Consider the following 21,874-nt stretch of genomic DNA (forward strand, 5'->3'; position numbering starts at 1 on the left):
CCTACGGTCTGGCCGGGCAGACGCGCAGCGGTGGCGGGGCCGGGATCCGGGCCGCCGGGGAGCAGTCGAACCGCTCGTCGATCAGCGCCCGCACGTCCGGGGCCGACTTCGGGACACTGAACCAGTTGGTCTGCACGATCAGATATTTGGCGTCGCGGTCCTCCCGCAGGCAGCGCAGGTTGTCCGCGTAGCTGGGGCGCGTGCGGATCCGCGGCAGGACGGCGCCGCGCTGCAACCACAGCGGCGACGGGTATCGGCAGCTCGTCGGGTTACCCATGGCGTGGTTGACGGTGCCGTACGTCAGGTACAGCACCGGGGTGTCCGGCCCGAGCCGCTTGCCGAGCGCGGCGAAAGGCGCGTCGGCCGACCCGCCGTTGCGGACGTTGTAGTCGTAGGAGCTGAACGCGTACGGGGAGCCGGGCAGCACGGGCGGCAGCAACGCGAAACAGAGCACCACCACACCGGCGAACCACGGCAGAGACATCCTCGTACGGCTGGAAAGGAACCAGGCGGCGACGGCCAGGCCAACGGCGGCGATCTCGTACGCCCAGACCACCGGACCGGCGTGCGCCAGTCGCCAGGAGGCGGGCTGACGCACCAGCACCAGGCTGACGACGGTGACGACCACGGTGGCGGCGGCCAGCGGCAGACGGAACCCGGGGCAGAGCGCGAAGGCGGCGCCGCACACCCCGGTGGCGAGCACGAGAGTGGACGCGAAGTGGTAGTTGTAGAACTCGCCCTGCCCGTACGCGGGGGCCAGCGACAACCCGCCCGCGATCACCGCGGCCGCCGCACCCAGCCATCGCCGGCGGCCCGTCTCGCGGCGGACGAGCGCAGCGGCCGCGGCCGGCGCCAGCACCACGATCGGGCTGAGCACGGCCGCGTCGCCGATCGCGAACCGCAGCTTCCGCAGGTCGGCGATGTGGATGCCCTGCGGTTTGCTGTGCACGAGGTTCGCCAGGTCGCTCAGCCAGGTCCACTCCCAGGGCTGGAAGAGCTTGGTCAGCACGTACCAGAGAACGACGAAGATCACCGTGGACAGTGCCGCCCACGCGGCGCGGCGCCGGTCGAGCACCAGGATGACGAGCAGGGCGATCAGCGCGATCGGGAAGGTGGATGTCTTGACCGCCACGACCAGCATCGCGGCCAGACCGCCCAGCACGCCGCCGAGCCATGGCTGCCGGGTCACGCACGCGGCGCCGATCGCCAGCACGGCGACGAGCGCGGCGACCCAGTCCGGCTCGAGGAAATGCCAGGGCGGCGCGATCAGCAGCACCAGGCCGACGGCGCCCGCGATCCCGTAGGCCGCCGGCCGCCCGGCGACCCGCCGCACACCCAGGAACAACACCAGGACCACGGCGACGACCAGGATGTACGTCTCGATGCGCAGCACCAGGTTCGCCGTGTCCGAGGCCCCACCGACGAACACCAGGCGGACCTGGTCGAGCCCGGCCATCAGCAGCTTGTACGCCAGGGGCCGGGAGACGAAGATGTCCCAGAAGTTGACGCCGCCCCGGCCGGCCGTCTCGAGCCCGCCGAGCGCGTACCGCACATCCCCGTTCAAGGCCGACAAACTGGCCACCACGATCGCGGCCAGCGCCGCGAGCGCGGCCACCGTCACGCCGACCGCCCGCGCTGTTCTCCCGTGGGACGTGTTCATCGCAGTCTTCTCGGTACCGACGCTGGGGCGCACTCGGCCAAGTGTGCCCTCGACCGGGGCGGTCAGCCCGAGCCCGGCAGTGACATCCTATTTGAAAGCGACATCGGACGCGCCGCTGATCGGTGATCTCGCCCGGGGCGTGGCCGGGTTGTGGCAGGCGTCATAGCCGGATCAGGTCGGCGACCTCCTCGGGCAGGCCCGGCGAACACAAGACATGACCCATTCCCGGTACGACGTGCAGGCGGGCGCCCGGGATCGCGGCCGCCAGGGCCTCGCCGTGCGGGAGCGGGAAGGCCGGGTCCCGGTCGCCGTGCACGACCGTGGTCGGGGCGGTGATCGACGACAGCGGGGCGAGGCGGTCCGGGGCGAACGTACTGCCGGCCAGACCGTGGTGCAGGGCCGCGTCCGGGTCGACGGCCCGCGACCACGCCAGCTCGAGCATCGCGCGGGCGGCCGGCTCGTCGAACGGGCGGACCGGCCCGTTGAACATGCGGAACAGGGCCACGTCGGACTCCACGTCACGCGGCAGCCCGCGGTCAAAGAACTCGACGAAGGCCGGGGTGGGCGGCGGCAGGTCGTCCGGGTCTCTGTGACCCATCGGTGAACTGGTCAGCAGCGTCAGCGACCGCACGCGGGACGGCTCGTGCACGGCCAGCCACTGCGCGATCATGCCGCCCATGGACGCACCCGCCACGTGGGCGGAGCTCAGCCCGTAGCCGTCCAGCACGGCGAGGCAGTCGGCGGCCAGGTCGGCGATCGCGTACGGATGTGTATCGAAGTCGACGACGCTCGAGCGGCCGGTGTCGCGGTGGTCGAAACGGATCACCTGTGCGCCGCGCTCGACGAGCCGCGCGACCAGTGTGTCCGGCCAGCTGATGCCCTGCGCGCCCGAGCCCGCGATCAGCAGCAGCGGCGGATGATCAGCGTCGCCGATCCGCTCGGTCCACAGCTTCAGCGGGCCCGAGGTCACGAACCGTTCGTGCGTTTCCAGCATCCGCTGACCCTATCGGCGGGCCGTGCGATTCGCACCGCTTGCGCGGGAGGCCGGGCATCAAGCCCGGCCTCCTGCTGTTCGTTCGCCGATCAGGTCAGACGTGGGTTATCGCGATGCTGGTGGTGGCGTCCTCCGAGGACTTGGCAGGGTAACCGGCGCCGTCCTCGGTGACGCAGGCCGCGTGGAGCTCGGCGGTGGTCGGCAGGGTCCCGGCCGGTGCGGTCAGGGTTACCGTGACCGTGCGGGTCGCGCCCTTGGCCATGGCCGGCATCGTGCAGATCATCGGCTGCAAGCCGTCCGGGTCGATGGTGCAGCCGACGGCCGCGGTGGCCCGCCAGGTGCCGGAGGCCCGGATGCCGAGTTGCACCCGGTCCGGGGTGGCGAAGCCGGCCACATTGTGGACGGACGCGGTCAGGGTGCCCTTCCAGGTGCCATCGGCTTGCTTGGTCATCGGTACGCCGTCGCTGCTGACACGCAGGTCGGTGACCTTGGGGTTGGGGCCGAAGCTGGTGGGGCCACCGGTCTGCCGGAACCGGCCGCCGGACCAGCCGTACGTGCGCCACTGATGCTGAGACGCCTGGACCATGTTGCAGCAGGCGCGGTACTCGCCGACGTCGACGCGGATCTCGCCGTCACCGGCGGGCTGGATGCTCCAGATCTTCTGGATGTCACCCGGGTCCCAGCCGCTGCCGACGACCCGGCCGACGGTCGTGACGGCGCCGCCCTTGCCGGGTTTGAACGCCAGCACCTGGTAGTCGGCACCCTGCATGTTGCAGGACAGCACGGACAGGGTCTCCGGCGCACCGTCGCGGTCCACGTCCTGGTAGATCGGGCTGCCCTCGAGCCGCAACAGGCTCCCGCCGCGGCCCCCGGAGAAGTGGACCTTGCCGCTCGGGCAGGCCGTACCGAAGCCGTCGGCCGGCCAAGCCGGGATGGTGAGGGTGGCGTTGCGCAAGGCCTTCGCGGTGATCTTCCGGTCGGGTGACTTACCCGGCGCGGAGGCCGGTGCGGACGGCGGAGTCGCCTGCGGCGTGCTCGGCGCCGGCGTCGCCGGGTCGCTCGGTGTCGTGGTCGCCGCGGGCGGGTTGACCGGCCGGTGGTCGCTCGTCAGGTTCATGCCGGCGACCGGGGCGCCGACCAGCGCGATGGCGGCCAGCGCGGCAACGCCGACAACGCGGTTGCGGCGGCGATGACGAACGGTGGTCCGCACGGCTTGGACTCCGCGCGGCTGGATGAACCGCGTCGCCTCGTGACTCGTGGTGTTCAACAGATGCGCGACGCGCGGATCCTGCTCGAAGTCAGACATTGTCGGTTCCCCCTTCAGCGAGAAGCACGGCGAGCGCGGCCCGGCCACGATGAAGCCATGTCTTGACCGTGTTGACCGGCACACCCTCTTCGTGCGCGATGTCCGCCACCGCGATGTCGGCCAGGTAATGCATGACGATGGCCTTGCGCTGCCGAGCCGGTAATTTGCCGAGTACCGCGATCACGGCGACCCGGTCCGGTCCGGGCCCCTCGACGTGTCGTTCCCGTTGACGGGCGACGTAACGGGCGGCGACCTTGGCCCGCTGCCACCGGCTGTTGGCCAGGTTGAACGCGACCCGGCGGACCCACGCCACCGGGTCGTCGTAGGTGACGACTTTGGACCACCGGGTGTACGCCCGGCAGAATGCCTCCTGCACGACGTCCTGGGCCAGGTTCAGATCACCCGAGTACATGTAGATCTGCCGAGTCAGCGACGCGAAACTGTCGGCGTAGCACTCGTCGAACCCGTCCGGCACACCGCGCGGCGGCGGTCGCTGATCGAACCCGGCCACTTGACCGGTATCCTCGTTCGCGGACAACATCACGGCGTCCTGCCCCTCCCCCGTTGCGGCCGCCCCGCGCGGCCCGCACTAGCAACACCCGCGTGGGTGGCCAAGGGTTTCAGCCGTCCGCAAAGAAATTCCTCGATGCCCTTCCCCGTACGCCTCCGCGGCGATCAGCCATCAGGGTCAGCGCGCCGTGGCGGGTGCCCACACCTGCTGTGGGTGGCGACGGTGTGGGGAGCCACGGCCTCCCCGGCGTCGCGACTCCCCACACGTGGGTGGGGGTGGCCGCGGTGTGGGGAGCCGCTGCCTCCCAGCCGTCGCTACTGCCCACACCCGGGTGGGGCGCCCATTGTGGGGAGCTGGGACCTGCCCGGGCTCTGGCGGCGCCGCCTCGCACGGGTACTCCCGGCCGACGGAACCAACTGAACAGTTACACGATGTGGCTGCGATGTCCCAAGGAACGGGAACGCGCACCGGCAGGCGCACGGATCGCGGTGCGGCTTTCGCCGAGGGGCACGCCGGCGCAGTTCGCGGCGGCGATCGAGCGGCGGCGCAGGCTCCTCGTCCGGCAACTGACGAATTATCCGTCTGGTGCCGCCCGTCGACATCAAAACCCTCTACCGCCCCGGGCCGCGACCGTGGTGGGCGACCACACCGGAGAGTGCCCGCGGCGCCGGCGCGATCGGCAACTCGGCCTTCGGCGCAGGTCGGGCACCCGGCGACGTGGTCGCCCGGGGACGGCGGCGGTCAACGGATACGGCCGGGAGCGTTCGTGTCGAGCCCGACGAAATACTCGCTCTTCTTGCCCGTGGAGGCCGCCCGCGGCTCCCGCACCATCCGCGGGATGTGCTTCGTGCAATGGATGTAGGCCTCGTGCACCCGGGCCACCACCCACAGCCGCGCGCGCCGGCCGGGCGGGGTGTCAGCCTGCTCGTCCGGGTCCTCGACGATCTCCGCGGTGCCGTTCACGTGCAGGCCGATGACCTCGCCGAAGTCGATGAACAGCAGTCCGACGTGGCCGTTCTCGGTGATGTTGCCGAGGCTGGCCATGACGCCGTTGCCGCGGTATTCGGGCCAGCTCACGTGCTCGTCGTCGAGAACCCGGACGAACCCGGGCGGCCCGGCGCGGAAGGTGCTGTCGCAGGAGCCGCCCGCGTCGGCGGTGGCCACGAACATCATCTCCTGGCGGCCGATGAAGCCGCGCATCGCGTCGTTGAGGCGGGGCAAGGATTGCCGCGCGGTGAACGCGTCGGCCCTCTCCCGGGTGCCCAATCGGTCCTGCAGCTGCCGCTCACCGTGGTTCAAGACGACCTCCCCTGCCGGCGGATCCCCGCTGCGCGACAGCTTCACACCGTAGTTGCTTGCTTGCACAGGGTTGCAAGTTGCATCGATCGGATCACATGTGGGCTGATCAGAGGGTGTTTCCGCAGCGCGGGCGGCGAGTCGCGGAGCCCAGCCGCGACCGGTCGGACGCCGCTGCTTGTCACCCGATCGGGTGACGGCGGGGAGGTACCGTGCACCTGTGGAACCGCTGCTGGGCAGGCATGCCGAGCGGGCGGCTCTGGACCGGCTGCTGGCCGGCGTCCAGACCGGCCGCAGCGGTGCGCTGGTGCTGCGCGGCGAGGCCGGCATCGGCAAGAGCGCGCTGCTCGGCTACGCGCGGTCGCACGCCGCCGGGGCCCGGGTCGTGCGGATCGCCGGGGTCGAGGCCGAGCAGGAGCTCCCGTTCGCGGCCCTGCACCAGTTGTGCGCGCCCATGCTCGACCAGCTCGACCGATTACCGGAGCCGCAGCGGGACGCGTTGCGCACCGCGTTCGGGCTCAGCACCGGCGACCCGCCGGACCGATTCATGGTCGGCCTGGGCCTGCTGGGACTGCTGTCGCATCGGGCGCGGGAACAGGCGTACGTCTGCCTGATCGACGACGCACAATGGCTGGACCGGGCGTCGGCGCAGGTGCTCGGGTTCGCCGCGCGACGGCTGCGCGCCGAGTCCGTCGTGATGATCTTCGCGTGGCGTGGCGAGCCCGGCGACGACCTGACCGGCGTGCACGAGCTGGAGGTGGCGGGGCTGCCCGACGAGGACGCCCGCACGCTGCTCGCCGCCGCCCACCTCGGGCCGGTGGACGACCGGGTGCTGGACCGGCTGATCGCGGAGAGTCACGGCAACCCGCTCGCCCTGGTCGAGCTGCCGCGCGGGTTCACCCCGGCCGAGCTGGCCGGCGGCTTCGGCCTGTTCGACGCTGAGGCGTTGCCCCGGCGCATCGAGGATAGTTACCGCCGGCAGATCGCCGGCCTGTCCCTCCAAGCCAGGTTGGTCCTCCTGGTGGCGGCCGCGGAGCCGACCGGCAATCCGGTGCTGGTATGGCGCGCGGTCGACCGGCTCGGCATCGAGGCGGAGTCGGACATCGCCGGCTCGCTCGCGAAGACCGGGCTGGTCGAGTTCGACTCGACGGTGCGTTTCCGGCATCCGTTGCTGCGCTCGGCGGTGTACCGGGCCGCCACCCCGGACGAACAGCGCCGGGTGCACGCGGCGCTGGCCGAGGTGATCGACGCGGTGACCGATCCGGATCGGCGCGCCTGGCAACGTGCCCGCGCCGCCACGGCCGGCAGCGAGCAGATCGCGACCGAGTTGGAGCAGTGCGCGCGGCGGGCGCGGGCGCGCGGCGGGCCGGCCGCGGCCGCCGCCTTCCTGGAACGCGCCGCCGAGCTGACCCCCGACCCGAAACGGCGGGGCCGGCGACTGCTCGCGGCGGCCCGGACCAAACACGAGGCCGGTCAGCCGCAGGCCGCGCTGGGACTGCTGGCGATGGCCGGCGCGAGCCCCCTCGACGAGCCGGCCTCGGCCGAGGCCGACCTGCTGCGCGCACACATCCTGTTCGCCGTCGACCGGGGTGGCGACACGGCGTCGCTGCTGCTCAAGGCCGCCGCCCGGCTGGAACATCTGGACCCCGCGCTGGCCCGCACGACGTACCTGGAGGCGATGCGCGCGGCTTGGTATGCGGCCGGCTCCGGCCTGCGGGAGGTGGCCGTGGCGGCCGCGGCCGTGCCGGTCGACCCGAGCCGGCCACGCGACCTGCTCCTCAACGCCCTCGCGGTCCGGCACACGGCCGGCATATCCGCAGGCGCCCCGTTGCTCAAGCCGGCGGTGCGCGCCTTTCTCGACCCCGGGTTGTCGCCGGCCGAGGCGTTGCGCTGGGACTGGTTCGCCTGCGCGGTCGCCGCCGAACTCTGCGACGACGCCCTCGCCGACACGCTCACCAGCGGCTACGTCCGGCTGGTGCGGCGCACCGGGACGGTGTCGGCATTACCGCTGGCGCTGACCGAGCTGGTCGTGCTGCGCGTCTACACCGGCGAGCTGCACGAAGCGTCCACTTTGCAGGCCGAGCTGCACGAGATCGCCGAGCTCACCGGGTCGCACGGATCGGCGTACACGGGGCAACTCCTGGCGGCCTGGCAGGGCCGTGAGAATCAGACGATCGAGATGATCGACGCGAGTGCGGCGGACGCGCAGCGACGCGGCGAGGGCCTGGGCCGGATCGTCGCGGGATTGTCGAAATCCGTGCTGTACAACGGATTGGGCCGCTACGACGAGGCGCTGCACGCGGCGCGTGAGGCCGCCACGCCGATCCCGCAGATGGGCATCCTGACGTGGGCGCCGCTGGTCGAGCTCATCACCGCGGCCGGCCACACGGACCGCGCCGCCGGAACGTCCACCTTGGACCGGCTGACCGTGCTGACGCGGGCGTGCGGCACCGAATGGGCGCTGGGCCTGGAAGCGCTGTGCCGCGGTCTGCTCAGCGACACCGGCGAGGCCTATCACGAGGCCATCGACCGGCTTTCCCGCACGCGGGTGCGCGGTTTCCTGGCCCGCGCCCACCTTTACCTCGGGGAGTCGCTGTGGGATCACGACCGCCACGACGACGCGCGCGAGCATCTGCGCACCGCCCACGAGCTGTTCACGGCGATGGGCATGGAGGCATATGCCGCGCTGGCCGGCACGAAACTCGGTGGCACCGCACGCAAACGGCCGGACGATCCGCCCGGTCAGCTGACCGCCCAGGAGACGCAGATCGTGCGGCTGGCCGGCGACGGACTGTCCAATGCGGAGATTGCGACCCGCCTGTTCATCAGCCCGCGCACGGTGGAGTGGCATCTCAGCCGGATTTTCGGCAAGCTGGGCATCACCTCACGGCGACAGCTTTTCCGGTACGGCGTAGGAAAAGTCCCCTAGGTTTTACGGCTACTGCCGCTGCGACTCAAGGCCATACCCGGCTTCCGGCCCGAGAACTCGCCCGCCTTGGATCACCGTGCGCTTCTCCGGGCCGGCCCACAGCACCGACGGGTCGGCCAGCGGATCGCCGTCGACCAGCAGCAGGTCGGCCACGCATCCCGCGGCGACCCGGCCCAGGTCGTCGCGGCCCAGCAGCGCGGCATTCACCGACGTCGCCGAACGCAACGCTGGCACCGGGCCGTCCACCTCCACCTGCAGACGTAACCCTTGCAGTTGCTCGTCCTCCAGCACGCCCATCAGATCGGTGCCGAACCCGACGCGTACGCCCGCCGCCCGTGCCAATGTCACCGCCTGGCGGCCCGCCGCCAGGACCTCGCGGTTCTTGCGCCGGGAGATCTCGGCCATGCCGATCGCCGCGCCCCGGCGGTCCATCGCGTCGTACGCGGCGAGCGTCGGCACCAGGAACGCTCCGGCCGCCGCCATCGCCGCCGCCGTCGGCTCGTCCAGCAGGTTGCCGTGCTCGATGCTGCGCACCCCGTTGCCGATCGCGTGCCGGATCGCCTCGGGCGAATAGGCGTGCGCGGCCACGTAACTGCCCCGGCGGGCCGCTTCCTCGGTGACCGCGCGGATCTCCTCGGCCGAGTACTGCGGCACCCGGATCGGATCGGTCAGCGACACCACCCCACCCGAGGCCATGATCTTGATCGCGTGCGCACCCCGGCGGAACCGGTCGCGCACCGCGCGGCGCAACGGATCCACGCCGTCCACCACCTCGACCGTGTGCGCACCGCAGCCGCACACGTCCGCGTCGGCCGCGCGCGCGTCGCCGTGCCCGCCGGTCTGGCTCAGCGCCGGCCCGGTCCACAGGTAACGCGGCGCCGCGACGACCCCCTCGGCGATGGCCCGCGCGAGACCGGCGTCACCCCCGGACGGGTCACGCACCGTGGTGAAGCCGCGGCCGAGCGCGGCCGCCAGCCGCTTCGCGCCGAGCAGGGCCACATAGCTCAGCGGTCGCGATTCCAGGGCGAGCATGTCGAGGTCGATCCCGTACGCGTGAAAGTGCGCATCGATCAGCCCCGGTAACACGGTCCGGCCGCGGGCGTCGAGCACCCGGTCGGCGGGCCGGGCGGCACCGCCGACCGCGACGATCCGTCCGTTCTCGACGTGCACCGGCCCCTCGGTCAGAGAGTCGGATTCCCCGTCGAAGACCGCCGCGTTGATGATCGACAGGCTCACGTGTTCTCCTCGCAGGTCGGGCGGCGGCGCGCATCGTCGTGGCGCACACCGTCGTGGCGCGCACCGTCGTGGCGGCGCCCGCCGTGGATCAAGGTGACCGAACCGTACTCGGAAAGCTCGTCGATCTCCTCCGCGGCGGGCGGCGTGTCGGCGGGCCGGGATTTGGCGGGGCGCTCGATCATCAGACGTTCCCTTCGTTCCTGCTTTCACGACGGGCGCCGGGGATTGTTCCGGCGCGAGACCGGCGTCACCGGAAACAATTGATGTGTCGCGCGGAACAGGGCCGGCGGAGAACCGATCGCCGTCGTCCCGCGTTTGTGCCGTTATGCGATTGAATTCCGGGCTGGACGAGCTGATCGCCCTGGCCGTTGAGCGACTGGCCCTCGGCGACGAGGTGGCCGCCGCGAAATACGGCGGGGCCACCCCGATCAGCGACGGCGGCCGCGAGGAGCAACTGCTTTCCGACGTGGTCGCCCGGTCCCGTGAGATCGGCCTCGACCCCGACCTGAGCGCCCGCTTCTTCCGCGCCCAGATCGAGGCCAACAAGGTGGTCCAGCGGCGGCTCTACGACCTCTGGTCAGCGCATCCGGAGCTGCGGCCGGCACGCCGTCCGGACCTCGAGGCGGAGGTCCGGCCGCGGCTCGACGACATCACGCGCCAGATGCTCCTCCGGCTGAAGGGGCTGCCGGGCGAGCCAACCGGCCGGACCTTCCCCGACGCCGACCGGCGCCTGGACGAGCTGCACGCGGACGCGTTGCGGATCGCTCTCGCCCCGATTCGCGACCGGCTGGAAAACGACTTGTTTTATGGTGGCGATAATTCAGAGTAATGCCGGCCGTGATCACCGCGACAATTTCTGGCTAATGCGCGGCCGAGCGGCAAGGGTCGGCATGTGCAAAGCGACATGACCGATGCCGAGCAAATGGTCGAGAACGAGAGGCCGCGGCAGCGGCCGACAGCCCGAGCCGGCCGCGCGCGCTTCCACCAGCAGACCTCGATCGCCTCATGACGCCGGCCGACTCCGCGTTCGTGCGCGCCTGCTGGGGCACCTCGGTCCCGCACACGCCGGTGTGGTTCATGCGGCAGGCCGGCCGTTCGCTGCCGGAATACCACCAGGTCCGCAAGGGCATCGGCATGCTCGAGTCCTGCCGCCGCCCCGAGCTGGTCACCGAGATCACCCTGCAGCCCGTACGCCGGCACGGGGTCGACGCCGCGATCCTGTTCAGCGACATCGTGGTGCCTCTGCCCGCGGCCGGCATCGACGTCGACATCGTGCCCGGCACCGGCCCGGTGATCGGCGACCCGATCCGCGACATGGCCGACGTGCGCCGCCTGCGCCCGATCACCGCGTCCGATGTGGACTTCGTCGCGTCGGCGGTGCGGATGCTCGTCCGGGAGCTGGGCGCGACCCCGCTGATCGGCTTCGCGGGCGCACCGTTCACGTTGGCCAGCTACCTCATCGAGGGCGGCCCGTCGCGCACCTATACCAAAACCAAGACCATGATGTACGCCGACCCGGGCCTCTGGCATGCGCTGCTGGGCCGGCTGGCGGGGATAGCGCTGGAGTTCCTGCGCGCACAGGTCGCCGCCGGGGTCAGCGCTGTGCAACTGTTCGACTCGTGGGCGGGGGCGTTGTCGGAGGCGGATTATCGGCGTTACGTGCTGCCTCACTCGGCGGCCGTGCTGGGCGGTCTGGCCGATCTGGGCGTGCCGCGAATCCACTTCGGGGTCGGCGCGGGGGTGCTGCTGCCGGCCATGGCGGAGGCCGGTGCCGAGGTGGTGGGCGTGGATTGGCGGACGCCGTTGAGTCGCGCGAGCGCGCAGCTCGGCCCGCAGGTGTCGGTGCAGGGAAATCTGGACCCGGTAACGCTTTTCGCGCCTCGCGAGGTGGTCGAGGCCGAGGCGGCGCGGGTGCTGGCCGAGGGCCGGGCGGCGCGCGGTCATGTGTTCAATCTGGGCCACGGCGTGCTGCCCGACACGGACCCGGACGCCCTGACCCGCCTGGTCGACTTCGTGCACGAAACGACCGTCCAATAAGGTTGGTCGCCCTGGCCGCCGCGCGCTGCGTCGTCGTTCGACGGTCACCGCTTCGGGCGGTCAGCCCGGTACGTCGAGGTGCAGGTCGATCAGCAGTGGGCGGGTCCGGTGGGCGATCACCGCCTCGAGGCGTTGCAGATCCGTCGGGCCGCTGACGGTCACGCCTTCGCCTCCCAGCGCGTCGGCGACTCCGGACATGCGCAGCGGCCGCTGGCCGATCCCGACGCGGTCGTGCTGCGGGCCGAGGACGGCGCCCGTGTTGGCGACGATGACGATGATGTCGAGGCCGTAGCGGACCGCGGTCGTGAACTCGGCCGGGCCGCCGCGCAGGAAGCCGTCGTCGGCGCAGACCATGACCACCGGCACGTCCGGGCGCCCGATCGCGGCGCCGACGGCGGCGCCCATGCCGAGGCCGGTCGATCCGAAATTCACCGGCAGCACGTACGCCCGCGGATCGCCCGGATGCACATGGCGCAACGTCTCCGTCAAGAACCGCCCGCCGTCGTCGACCACCACGCGGCGCCGCGGCAGGATTTCGTCGAGCCGGCGCAGCGCGGTCTCCAGGTCGACGGTTCCGGAAGTGGTCCGCGGCCGGCCGCCCATGCGCGCCTGCTCGGCGAGCAGGCCCGCCATCGCCTCGGTGCGGAACCCGCTCGACGGCACGTTCAGCGAGTCCAGCGTGTCGACCAACGCGTCGGCCACCGCCGCGGGGTCGCCTCGCACGGCCAGGTCGCCTTGCGGGGTCGCGTCGTCGTCCGCGTCGATGAGCACGAGACGCCGCCCGTCGACCATGGCGCCGCGCCGGATGGCGGCCCCGTCGAACCCGGCACCGACGCAGATGACCAAATCGGCGACGTCGAAAACCATGCGGGAGACCGGCCCGGCCAGACCACCCGCGACCTCCAGATCGAACGGCTCCCCGCGAAACAGGTCCTTGGCCTTCAACGTGGTCGCAAGCGGTGCGCCGATCCGGTCGGCCAGTCGCAGCAGCGCCGGCCGCGCCTCGATCGCCCCACGCCCGGCGAGCAGAATCGGCCGCTCGGCCTCGGCGATCTGCGACGCGGCAAGCCACACCGCCACCGGCGCGGCGGCAATCGGTCGTGGCTGCGGCACATCAAGCGTGACGTCGCGGAATTCGACGTCACGCCGCGCGATGTCAGCGGACACACCAAAAACAATCGGCCGGCGTTCGGCGCGCGCCCGGCTGAGCGCCTCCCCCAGATCGTCAACGGCCGTCTCCGCCGCACGGGCGCCGGCGACCCCGGCCCCACTCGGCAGAACCAAATCAGCCAGCCGGCCGGGACCGGGCTCGGTTGGCAATACCACTTCGGCCGGCATACCAGCGCCAGCCTCAGGCGGCGCCGCCTCGGCCGGCGAGAGACCACCAGCTCCGGGCGGACCAGCCAACGGACCAGCCAACGGACCAACGGACGGGGCAGCGGGCGGCCCAGCCGACGGACCAGCGGGCGGCCCAGCCGACGGACCAACGGGCGGCCCAGCCGACGGACCAACGGACGGACCAGCCGACGGACCAACGGACGGACCAGCCGACGGCCCAGCCGACGGACCAGCCGACGGGGCAGCCGACGAGCCGGCCCCAGACCCCGGCCGCCCAGCCGACGGGCCGGCGCCAGACCCCGGCCGCCCAGCCGACCGGGCGCCACCAGCTCCGCGCAGCCCAGCCGATCGGGCGACACCAGCTCCGGGCGGGAACACCGTGCCCTCGACGATCACCAGCATTGGGACCCGGCCCCGGGTGCCTTCGACCAACGCGGTGAGAGTGCCGGTGAGCGCGGGCCCGGACGCCACCGTGACCACCCCCGTCTGCTCGGTCACGCCGGCGTATCCGAAGCCCATCGCCATCGCCCCGGCCTCGTTCGTGGCCGCCACGTACCGGCCACCGCCGGCAGCGAAGTGGCGAGCGACCTCGCCGCCGGTGCCGAACATGGCTCGCACGCCAAGCTGGGACAGGGCACGCGCGAGCGCCGCGTACAACTCCACCACCGACTCACCCCGCGTATTCCACGCCAGATTCGACGCCCGGTTCTGGCCAGAGACGAGCCTCACCGGACCGAAGCTTCGACGTCCGTCGCGTACGCGTCACGGGTGTTGGCGGGTCTGCCAGCCGGCGGTGGCGGTGGCGATGCCGGGCTGGGCGACGGGCTAGGGCGCCCCCTGGCGCGTACGGCTGGATGTCGATCCATGGCTGCAGCACGAACGCCCGCTGGACTCACCGTGCGTGGCGTCGGGTGGGCGGCCGGCACTCAAGAGGTGGGGAGCGAACAGGGCGGGTCGTGCTCGAGGTGCTGGAGACCGTGGAGATCGACGATGCGCTGCCAGCCCACTCTGTCGGCGTCGGGGCGGGTGCGGCGATCGGGATCGGGTCGAGCGGCACGGCAGCCCGCAACCTGGTGACCCTTCGCGTCAGAGGTTTCGGTGCTGATCGACTTGCTGCCGCGCCATCTGGGCGGGTCGACCCTTGCTACTCACGTCATCTGGGCGGGTCGACCCTTGCTACTCACGTCATCTGGGCGGGGCGCCTCTGCCGATGGCGACAAGTCGCTAGCACGCCCTGGTCGCACCCGACGCCATGCCCAGGTCGTTTCGTAGCTGTCGGCCGCGATCGCAGCGCGGTGGCTCGGGGTGGCCATCGCCGCGCGCCGCCGAGCGGGCCGCGTAAACCGGCGCCCGCCGCCCTACGAGGCCATAATGTGGGATGCGCGTCCGTTGTACGGGACGGGCGCCCACATCGTGGCAGCGCGTCCGCGATGTGGGATTCGCGTCCACAGTAGAGCTATTTTTCTCCGCTTTCGCGCCCTTTGTTCGGCCGCTTTCCCCGACGTTTCGTAGACCTTGGAGAGTTCGGGCTCGCATGTGGGCGTAACTCTCCAAGGTCTCGAGAAATCCCAGAATGTGGTCAGGATCGCTGCATAGTGGGATGGATGGACGAGGCGCGCGTGGACCTCGAGACATGTGCGCTCATCGGGGATCTCGGTGGCGGAGAGCGGTGACGGAAAACGGTCGCGGGCCACTGCGAGCCGCCCCTCACGGGCCACTGCAGGTCGCCCGTCACGGGCCACTGCGAGCCGCCCCTCACGGGCCACTGACTGCACGTCACCGACTGCGGATCGCCGATTGTTCGACCCGCGCGGCGTCCAGATCCGCCGCGGCCCGGCTCGGGAACGACGCGGATTCGGACCCCGGCCCCGGAAGCTGCGCCGGTGAGGGCGAGGCGCACGGGGCAGCCCGCAGGCCGCCCCGGTCGCGTCCTACCTGCAGGGCAAGGCTTCCCAGCCGGCGTGCGTGCCACGCGTATAGCGGCACCCGAACGACGCCGCCGAAACCGCCCGCACGTCCAGCACCGCGTCACCCCCAGGGCGGCGGCCCTTGTCGATCCAGGTCACCAAGTCGTCGAACGCCTCCTGACGCTCCGCGGTGGTGAAGTCGCAATGGCCGGTGCCGCGGATCGCCCGTGAGACGAACAGGTTCGCGCGGCCGTTGCGGGCGGCCTCACGGGCGTACGTCTGCTCCATGGAGAAAGGCACGAAGAGGTCGCCGATGTCGTGCAGCGAGAGCACCGGCACGGGCGGCCGGCCGTCGATGCGCGGAATGCCGGAAAGGCCGGGCGACGCCACGTCGGTCGGCCGGACCCGTAGCACCGACGCGTTCAGGCGCAGCGTGGTGAGCAGCGACGACGCGCGGTAGACGGTGAAACGGTTGTCGGTGACGTTGCCGCGCGCGATGTTTGCGGTGCCGCCGGTCAGCCCGGGGTACACGCCGAACAGGAACGGCAGGTCGCCGAGCGGGGCGAGTGAGGTCGCGGTGTTCCAGTAGGCGAACGAGCCCTCGAAGCCGGGCCGCTGGCCGCCGGAGCGGTTCTCGACCACGTCGCTCCACTCGCGGCCCAGGGCGGTCAGCACCGGCGGGGCACCGGCTCGGACACCGAGTTGCGGCAGGATGGCGGCCACCTGCGTACGCCAAATGTCCTGATAATCCTCGCCGGGATGCAGCGGGAACTCGACGCGGACGCGGGCCAGCGCGGCGGCCGTCACGTTCGCGTCCAGGAAGTAGTCGAACAGTTCCTTGTCGCCGAGGACCCCGCAGGACGGCATCGCCCCCGCGAACGCCGACGGGTAGGTCTCGATCGCGACGCCGGTGATGTGCCCGCCCATCGAGTCGCCGGTCATCAGCACCTGCCGGGCGGGCTTGCCGACGGCCGAGCGGAACAGTCCGATCAGGGCGTACGAGTCGCGGACCCCTTGCCCGACGTCGTAGCCGTTGGTGGCGTAGCTGGAGGCGGCCCAGGCGAACCCGCGCGCGATGTAGTGCGCGCGCAGCGACGGACTGCTCACCGTGACGGTCGTTCCGGTGCCGCGGAAGCCGTGCGCGTAGAGGACGAGCCGCCCGTTCCAGTGGTCCGGCACCTCGATGCGGTACCCGGCCCCGCGGGAGATGCCGGTGTGGACGGTCGCGCCGGGCAACGCGGTGAACGTGGAGCCGTCGGCCTCGCAGTCCGGGTCGGCGACGAGATAGCCGGGCTGCGTCGTGCTTGGCACCGGAGCGTCGCACACCGGGGTCGCGGCAGGTGAGAAGGCCCAGAGGGGCGACATCAGAAGAACGGCGAGGAACCTGATCATTGCGTTACCTCCCGGTAACGATCCAACGTCAGGCATCGACCGACGTCAAGGCCTCCTCGGCGCGTACGGTGTTCTTGCCCTGCTGCTTGACCTCGTACATGAGCTTGTCCGCGCGGGCCAGCAGGCTCTGGCTGGATTCCGGCGGCAGCGTGAAGGTGACCGCCCCGACGCTGTAGCCGACGCCGGTCGCCGAGGTCAGCGCCGCGTGCAGCGCGTGCAGCCGCTGCCGCGCGTCCGCCACCCCGCTGCCCGGCATGAGCACCGCGAACTCGTCGCCGCCGAGGCGGGCCACCACGTCGGTGGAGCGCAGCGTCCCGGTCATCGTGCTCCCGGCGAGGATGAGCAGCTCGTCGCCGCCGGCGTGGCCCTTCGTGTCGTTGACCCGTTTGAAGTCGTCGACGTCGACGTACGCGGCGGTGAGCACGGTGCCCTCGGCGCGCATCCGGGCGATCTCGGCGGTGGCGGCCTCCTCGAAGGCGCGCGCGTTCGGCAGGCCGGTCAGCGGGTCGGTGCGGGACAGCCCGCGTTCCTTGACCAGCCGGCCGGTGAGCGAGGCGACCAGGGTGGCGACCATGTAGAGCACGACGAAGCGGGCGAAGACGTTCCACAGCGGCACGGCGGCCGTGCTGAACGGGTTGATCCGGGACTCGAGCTCGATCGTGCTCCAGGTGATCGCCGCGAGCGAGGTCACCACGATCGAGGCGCGCCGGCCGCCGGCGGCCGCGACGAACACCGGGATCATGTAGCCGACGTTGATCGACACGTCCGGGCCGGTCGCCCAGTCGGTGAACGCGACCAGGGCGACCAGCACGACCGCGGCGGTCATCAGCACCCGCCGCGGCAGGCTGGTCAGCCGCACGATCAGGCCGAACAACGAGAAATTCACGGCGGTGGTATCGGCCGGGCGTCAGCCGACCTGAGGAGAAGGCGGCGGCGCGGTGCTGGCCCGCTCGATCAGGGTGGTCGGCACCAGCACGGTGCCGGGCACCACCCGCGCGTCGCGGATCTGCGAGAGCAGGCCGTGCACGCAGCGCCGGCCCACCTCGGCGAAGTCCTGGTGCACGGTGGTCAGCGGGGGCAGGTATCCGGCGGCGTCCGGGATGTCGTCGAAGCCGACCACGCTGACGTCCTGCGGCACCCGGCGGCCGCTCTCGTGCAGGGCGCGCAGCACACCCAGGGCCATCTGGTCGTTCGCCGCGAAGATCGCGGTGCAGTCCGGGTTCGCGGCGAGGCGGCGGCCGGCGGCGTAACCGGACAGGGCGGACCAATCGCCGCGTTCGATCGGCGGGACGGGCGCTCCGGCATCGGTGAGCACCTCCCGCCAGGCCTGGGCGCGCCGGGACGCGGCGTACGAGGCCTCCGGTCCGGTGACGTGCCAGACCGTACGGTGTCCCAGTTCGAGCAGGTGCCGGACCGCCTGCCGGGCGCCGTCGGCCTGGTCGGTGTCGACGACCGGGAACCGGTCGCCGGCGTCCGAGTCGACGACCACGGCCTGCACGCCGGGCGGGATCGTCAGGTTCGCGTCGTGCAGCAGGTGCACCTCCATGATCACGATGAAGCCGTCGACGGCGAGCTCGCCGAGCCGGGTGAACGCGCCGAGCACGCCGTCGCGGGTCGGCGACGCGACCGGGACGAGCGTGATGGCGTACCCCTCCTGGGCGGCGTGCGCGGCGATGGCCTCGACGGTGCGGCTGTTGCCGGTGGTGGCCAAGGTGAACAAAATGACGCCGAGGGTGCGGAACTCGCCCCGCTTGAGGGCGCGTGCGGCACTGTTCGGTCGATATCCAAGTTGTTGCATTGCGTCGAGTACCAACTGGCGGGTCGTCTCGACCACGCCAGGGTGTCCAGTGGATACACGGCTCACGGTTTGCGAAGAAACCCCGGCTAGGCGCGCCACGTCCGCCATGGAAACACTGCGTCGCCCGCCGCTTGACGATTGCTGCACGCGGTGAAACTATCACCCGCATGTTTACGTAAACATCACACCAGCAAACTAAAAGAAACATTGTCACACGCACCCGCGCGTGGCATGTTTACGTAAACATCATGAGACAGTGAGGTCCAGATGGCCGTACCAACACTTGCGGCGCCGCCGGCCGCGGTCCGGAGGCGACGTCGCCGGTCGTTCCGTGGCTGGCAGTTCGTCGGCCCGTTCATGATCGTTTTCGCGCTGGTCTTCCTGGCCCCGATCGCGTACTCGATCTACCTGAGCCTCTTCCGCAACCGGCTCATCGGCGGCAACGCCTTCGTCGGCCTGGACAACTACACGCAGGCGCTGACCGACCCGAATTTCTGGTCCGGCGTCGGCCGGGTCGGCCTCTTCCTGGTCGTCCAGGTGCCGATCATGCTGTTCCTGGCCCTGCTCGTGGCTCTGTCCATCGACAGTGGCCGGCTCTACGGCAAGAGCTTCTTCCGGGTCTCGATCTTCCTCCCGTACGCCGTCCCGGCCGTGGTCGCGGCGCTGATCTGGGGCTTCATGTACGGGTCGCAGTTCGGGCTCGTCGGCAGCCTGAACGACTTCTTCAACGTCACGTTGCCCGACCCGCTCAAGCCCAGCCTGATCCTCGCGTCGATCGGCAACATCACGACCTGGGAGTTCACCGGGTACAACATGCTGATCTTCTACTCGGCGCTGCAGGTCATCCCGAAGTCGCTGTACGAGTCGGCGGAGATCGACGGGGCCAGCCAGTTCCGGATCATCACGGCGATCAAGCTCCCGGCCATCCGCGGCGCCCTGGTGATCGCCACGATCTTCTCGATCATCGGCAGCTTCCAGCTGTTCAACGAGCCCGCCATCCTGCGCGGCCTGGCGCCGAACTCGATCACCACCTTCTTCACGCCGAACTTCTACGCGTACTCCCTGACGTTCTCCGGCCAGCAGTTCAACTACGCGGCCGCGGTCGCGGTCGTGATGGCCGTGATCACCATGATCGTCGCGTACGTGGTGCAGCTGCGCGGGAACCGGGAGTTCTGATGACCACGACCCTTTCGCACCGGTCGGAGGACCTCACCGACGTGCCCGCCCCCGCCACCAAGAAGCGGCGCCGCGGCAGCATCCTGCTGACCGTGCTGACCGCCTTGGTTTCCCTGTACGCCCTGGTCCCGCTCGCGTACCTGGTGATCAACTCGACGAAGACCCAGCAGGGCCTGTTCACCAGCTTCGGGCTCTGGTTCGACGACGGCGGGCACTTCGCGCTCTGGGACAACCTGCGGGAGACCTTCACCTACCAGGACGGGATCTTCCTGCGCTGGCTGGGCAACACCGCCCTGTACACGGTGCTCGGCGCCGGCGGCGCGACGTTCTTCGCGGTGCTCGCCGGATACGGCCTGGCGAAGTTCGACTTCCCCGGCAAGCGCGGCGTCTTCGCGATCGTCATCGGCGCGGTGGCCGTGCCGCCGACCGCGCTCGCGGTGCCGACCTTCCTGATGTTCAGCAAGATGGGGCTCACCAACACCCCGTGGGCGGTGATCATCCCGTCGCTGGTGGCACCGTTCGGTCTCTACCTCATGTGGACGTTCTCGGCGCAGGCCATCCCCACCGAGATGCTCGAGGCGGCCCGCATGGACGGCGCCAGCGAGATGCGCACGTTCTTCCGGATCAGCGTGCCGCTGCTCGCCCCGGGCATCGTCACCACGCTGCTGTTCACCATGGTCGCGACGATGAACAACTACTTCCTGCCGCTGATCATGCTGAAGAACCCGGACTGGTACCCGCTGACCGTCGGCCTCAACGCGTGGAACGCGCAGGCCGCGACCGCGGGCGGCCAGGCCGTCTTCAACCTGGTGATCACCGCCTCGCTCATCACGATCATTCTCCTGCTGGCGGCGTTCCTGCTGCTCCAGCGTTACTGGCAGTCCGGCCTGGCCGCCGGAAGTGTCAAGGAATAAGTTCCCCGAAAGGACCCTCCATGTTGAAATCGATCAAGATGGCGGCCATCGCGTCGGCCGCCGTCGTCGCCCTCGCCGCATGTGGCGGTGGTGGGGGCGACAACAGCTCCTCCACCACCGGCTCCGCGGCGAGCGGCCCCACCGTCTCGGACGCGGACGTGCAGGCCGCGCTCACCAAGGGCGGCACGCTGAACATCTGGGCCTGGGAGCCCACCCTGAAGCAGGCCACCGCGGCGTTCGAGAAGCAGTACCCGAACGTGCACGTGAACCTGGTCAACGCCGGCACCGGCGACAAGCAGTACACGGCGCTGCAGAACGCGGTGGCGGCCGGCAAGGGCGTCCCGGACATCGCGCAGATCGAGTACTACGCGCTCCCGCAGTTCGCGATCGGCAAGGCACTGGACAACCTGACCGGCTTCGGCGCGGCGAACCTGAAGGCCGACTTCACCCCCGGCCCGTGGAACTCGGTGCAGAACGGCGGCGGCATCTACGGCCTGCCGATGGACTCCGGCCCGATGGCGCTGTACTACAACAAGACGATCTTCGACAAGTACAAGCTCCCGGTGCCGACCACCTGGGACCAGTACCTCGACGACGCCAAGAAGCTGCACGCGGCCGACCCGAAGGCGTACATCACCAACGACACCGGTGACGCCGGCTTCGTGACCAGCATGATGTGGCAGGCCGGCGGCAAGCCCTACACCGTCGACGGCACCAACGTCGGCATCAACTTCGCCGACCCGAACAGCGCGAAGTTCACCGCGCTATGGCAGCAGCTGATCACCCAGAAGCTGGTCGCGCCGATCACCTCGTGGACCGACCAGTGGTTCCAGGGCATGAGCAACGGCTCGATCGCCACGCTGGCCACCGGCGCGTGGATGCCGGCCAACTTCGTCACCAGCGCGCCCAGCGGCTCCGGCCAGTGGCGTGCCGCTCCCCTGCCGCAGTGGACGGCCGGCGGCACCGCGAGCGCCGAGAACGGCGGCAGCTCGCTGGCACTGATGGCCAAGGGCGCGAACAAGGCCCTGGCGTACGGCTACCTGAAGTACGTCAACGACGGTGACGGCGTGCAGGTGCGCATCGACAACGGCGCGTTCCCGGCGACCACCAAGCAGATCAACGACCCGGCGTTCCTGAACACCGAGTTCAAGTACTTCGGCGGGCAGAAGGCCAACGAGATCTTCTCGAAGTCCGCGGCGGACGTGCTGCCGGGCTGGACCTACCTGCCGACCCAGGTGCAGTCGAACAGCATCTTCAACGACACCGCCGGCAAGGCGTACGTCTCCGGCACCTCCCTCGCAGACGGCCTGAAGGCGTGGCAGGACCAGTCCCTGAAGTACGCGAGCGACCAGGGCTTCACGACCAAGTAACCCTGTTCCG

The 21,874-nt window shown here is 70.7% G+C and carries 17 protein-coding genes and 1 pseudogene; 6 read left to right on the forward strand and 12 right to left on the reverse strand.

The features are described from left to right. Position 1: 1 nt before the first annotated feature. The 5 genes from HH310_RS29310 to HH310_RS29330 all read right to left on the reverse strand — a co-directional run bounded on the left by HH310_RS29310 (position 2) and on the right by HH310_RS29330 (position 5,770). Positions 2 to 1,660, reverse strand: a complete 1,659-nt coding sequence (locus HH310_RS29310) for a hypothetical protein (protein WP_169178918.1) — start codon at positions 1,658 to 1,660, stop codon at positions 2 to 4. A gap of 160 nt (positions 1,661 to 1,820) precedes the next feature. After that, positions 1,821 to 2,654 (reverse strand): alpha/beta fold hydrolase, encoded by an 834-nt coding sequence (locus HH310_RS29315; protein WP_169178919.1) that lies wholly within the window; start codon positions 2,652 to 2,654, stop codon positions 1,821 to 1,823. A gap of 94 nt (positions 2,655 to 2,748) precedes the next feature. Next, positions 2,749 to 3,960: a hypothetical protein gene (locus tag HH310_RS29320; protein ID WP_169178920.1), complete on the reverse strand. Its 1,212-nt coding sequence runs from the start codon at positions 3,958 to 3,960 to the stop codon at positions 2,749 to 2,751. Further along, the gene (locus HH310_RS29325; protein WP_312034396.1) at positions 3,953 to 4,471 is read right to left on the reverse strand and encodes a SigE family RNA polymerase sigma factor; all 519 of its coding nucleotides are present in this window, start codon (positions 4,469 to 4,471) and stop codon (positions 3,953 to 3,955) included. The genes HH310_RS29320 and HH310_RS29325 overlap by 8 nt, the downstream gene beginning before the upstream one ends. A 741-nt stretch (positions 4,472 to 5,212) precedes the next feature. Next, positions 5,213 to 5,770: a pyridoxamine 5'-phosphate oxidase family protein gene (locus HH310_RS29330; RefSeq protein WP_169178922.1), complete on the reverse strand. Its 558-nt coding sequence runs from the start codon at positions 5,768 to 5,770 to the stop codon at positions 5,213 to 5,215. A gap of 217 nt (positions 5,771 to 5,987) precedes the next feature. Between HH310_RS29330 and HH310_RS29335 the strand changes: the two genes are divergently transcribed. Further along, a complete protein-coding gene (locus tag HH310_RS29335; protein ID WP_312034398.1) occupies positions 5,988 to 8,696 on the forward strand; it encodes an AAA family ATPase in 2,709 nt (902 codons plus the stop codon). 9 nt (positions 8,697 to 8,705) lie between these two features. Here the strand turns inward: HH310_RS29335 and HH310_RS29340 are convergent, their stop codons facing one another. Together HH310_RS29340 and HH310_RS29345 are read right to left on the reverse strand one after the other, a co-directional pair. Then, complete coding sequence (locus HH310_RS29340; RefSeq protein ID WP_169178923.1) at positions 8,706 to 9,932, reverse strand: amidohydrolase family protein; 1,227 nt, start codon at positions 9,930 to 9,932, stop codon at positions 8,706 to 8,708. Then, complete coding sequence (locus HH310_RS29345) at positions 9,929 to 10,114, reverse strand: hypothetical protein (protein WP_169178924.1); 186 nt, start codon at positions 10,112 to 10,114, stop codon at positions 9,929 to 9,931. Before HH310_RS29345 ends, HH310_RS29340 begins: the two co-directional genes overlap by 4 nt. 143 nt (positions 10,115 to 10,257) lie before the next feature. On the opposite strand from HH310_RS29345, the gene aroQ reads away from it, so the two are divergent. Both aroQ and hemE read left to right on the forward strand, forming a co-directional pair. Continuing rightward, positions 10,258 to 10,761: a gamma subclass chorismate mutase AroQ gene (aroQ, locus tag HH310_RS29350; RefSeq protein WP_211192762.1), complete on the forward strand. Its 504-nt coding sequence runs from the start codon at positions 10,258 to 10,260 to the stop codon at positions 10,759 to 10,761. A 176-nt stretch (positions 10,762 to 10,937) separates the two neighbouring features. After that, positions 10,938 to 11,969 carry a uroporphyrinogen decarboxylase gene (gene hemE / locus HH310_RS29355; protein ID WP_169178925.1) on the forward strand — a complete coding sequence of 344 codons (1,032 nt, stop codon included), beginning with the start codon at positions 10,938 to 10,940 and terminating at the stop codon, positions 11,967 to 11,969. A 60-nt stretch (positions 11,970 to 12,029) separates the two neighbouring features. Here the strand turns inward: hemE and HH310_RS44210 are convergent, their stop codons facing one another. The 5 genes and pseudogenes from HH310_RS44210 to HH310_RS29375 all read right to left on the reverse strand — a co-directional run bounded on the left by HH310_RS44210 (position 12,030) and on the right by HH310_RS29375 (position 18,512). Beyond that, positions 12,030 to 13,136 carry a thiamine pyrophosphate-dependent enzyme gene (locus tag HH310_RS44210; RefSeq protein WP_312034399.1) on the reverse strand — a complete coding sequence of 369 codons (1,107 nt, stop codon included), beginning with the start codon at positions 13,134 to 13,136 and terminating at the stop codon, positions 12,030 to 12,032. 567 nt (positions 13,137 to 13,703) lie between these two features. Further along, positions 13,704 to 14,036, reverse strand: a pseudogene (locus HH310_RS45870) (thiamine pyrophosphate-binding protein); the annotation flags it as partial. Positions 14,037 to 15,238: 1,202 nt separating this feature from the next. Then, on the reverse strand, positions 15,239 to 16,606 hold the full coding sequence (locus HH310_RS29365; protein WP_248294531.1) for a S9 family peptidase: 1,368 nt from the start codon (positions 16,604 to 16,606) through the stop codon (positions 15,239 to 15,241). 28 nt (positions 16,607 to 16,634) lie between these two features. After that, positions 16,635 to 17,492 carry a GGDEF domain-containing protein gene (locus HH310_RS45545; RefSeq protein WP_169178928.1) on the reverse strand — a complete coding sequence of 286 codons (858 nt, stop codon included), beginning with the start codon at positions 17,490 to 17,492 and terminating at the stop codon, positions 16,635 to 16,637. A gap of 21 nt (positions 17,493 to 17,513) precedes the next feature. After that, positions 17,514 to 18,512 carry a LacI family DNA-binding transcriptional regulator gene (locus HH310_RS29375; protein WP_169178929.1) on the reverse strand — a complete coding sequence of 333 codons (999 nt, stop codon included), beginning with the start codon at positions 18,510 to 18,512 and terminating at the stop codon, positions 17,514 to 17,516. 159 nt (positions 18,513 to 18,671) lie between these two features. Here HH310_RS29375 and HH310_RS29380 point away from each other — a divergent pair, with 159 nt between their 5' ends. The 3 genes from HH310_RS29380 to HH310_RS29390 are packed head-to-tail and all read left to right on the forward strand — an operon-like array spanning position 18,672 to position 21,864. Continuing rightward, a complete protein-coding gene (locus tag HH310_RS29380) occupies positions 18,672 to 19,580 on the forward strand; it encodes a carbohydrate ABC transporter permease (protein ID WP_169178930.1) in 909 nt (302 codons plus the stop codon). Beyond that, the gene (locus HH310_RS29385; RefSeq protein ID WP_169178931.1) at positions 19,580 to 20,494 is read left to right on the forward strand and encodes a carbohydrate ABC transporter permease; all 915 of its coding nucleotides are present in this window, start codon (positions 19,580 to 19,582) and stop codon (positions 20,492 to 20,494) included. The genes HH310_RS29380 and HH310_RS29385 overlap by 1 nt, the downstream gene beginning before the upstream one ends. 20 nt (positions 20,495 to 20,514) lie before the next feature. Further along, on the forward strand, positions 20,515 to 21,864 hold the full coding sequence (locus HH310_RS29390) for a sugar ABC transporter substrate-binding protein (RefSeq protein ID WP_169178932.1): 1,350 nt from the start codon (positions 20,515 to 20,517) through the stop codon (positions 21,862 to 21,864). Positions 21,865 to 21,874 lie beyond the last annotated feature (10 nt).

The sequence above is a fragment of the Actinoplanes sp. TBRC 11911 genome, from assembly GCF_012933445.1.
Lineage (GTDB): Bacteria > Actinomycetota > Actinomycetes > Mycobacteriales > Micromonosporaceae > Actinoplanes.

Excerpts from the sequence above, each read along its gene's own strand:
- HH310_RS29310 (WP_169178918.1), bottom strand. The coding sequence starts at position 1,660 with ATGAACACGTCCCACGGGAGAACAGCGCGGGCGGTCGGCGTGACGGTG.
- HH310_RS29365 (WP_248294531.1), bottom strand. The coding sequence starts at position 16,606 with ATGATCAGGTTCCTCGCCGTTCTTCTGATGTCGCCCCTCTGGGCCTTC.
- HH310_RS29345 (WP_169178924.1), bottom strand. The coding sequence starts at position 10,114 with ATGATCGAGCGCCCCGCCAAATCCCGGCCCGCCGACACGCCGCCCGCC.
- HH310_RS29390 (WP_169178932.1), top strand. The coding sequence starts at position 20,515 with ATGTTGAAATCGATCAAGATGGCGGCCATCGCGTCGGCCGCCGTCGTC.
- HH310_RS29385 (WP_169178931.1), top strand. The coding sequence starts at position 19,580 with ATGACCACGACCCTTTCGCACCGGTCGGAGGACCTCACCGACGTGCCC.
- HH310_RS29320 (WP_169178920.1), bottom strand. The coding sequence starts at position 3,960 with ATGTCTGACTTCGAGCAGGATCCGCGCGTCGCGCATCTGTTGAACACC.
- hemE (WP_169178925.1), top strand. The coding sequence starts at position 10,938 with ATGACGCCGGCCGACTCCGCGTTCGTGCGCGCCTGCTGGGGCACCTCG.
- HH310_RS29380 (WP_169178930.1), top strand. The coding sequence starts at position 18,672 with ATGGCCGTACCAACACTTGCGGCGCCGCCGGCCGCGGTCCGGAGGCGA.
- aroQ (WP_211192762.1), top strand. The coding sequence starts at position 10,258 with ATGCGATTGAATTCCGGGCTGGACGAGCTGATCGCCCTGGCCGTTGAG.
- HH310_RS29315 (WP_169178919.1), bottom strand. The coding sequence starts at position 2,654 with ATGCTGGAAACGCACGAACGGTTCGTGACCTCGGGCCCGCTGAAGCTG.
- HH310_RS29375 (WP_169178929.1), bottom strand. The coding sequence starts at position 18,512 with ATGGCGGACGTGGCGCGCCTAGCCGGGGTTTCTTCGCAAACCGTGAGC.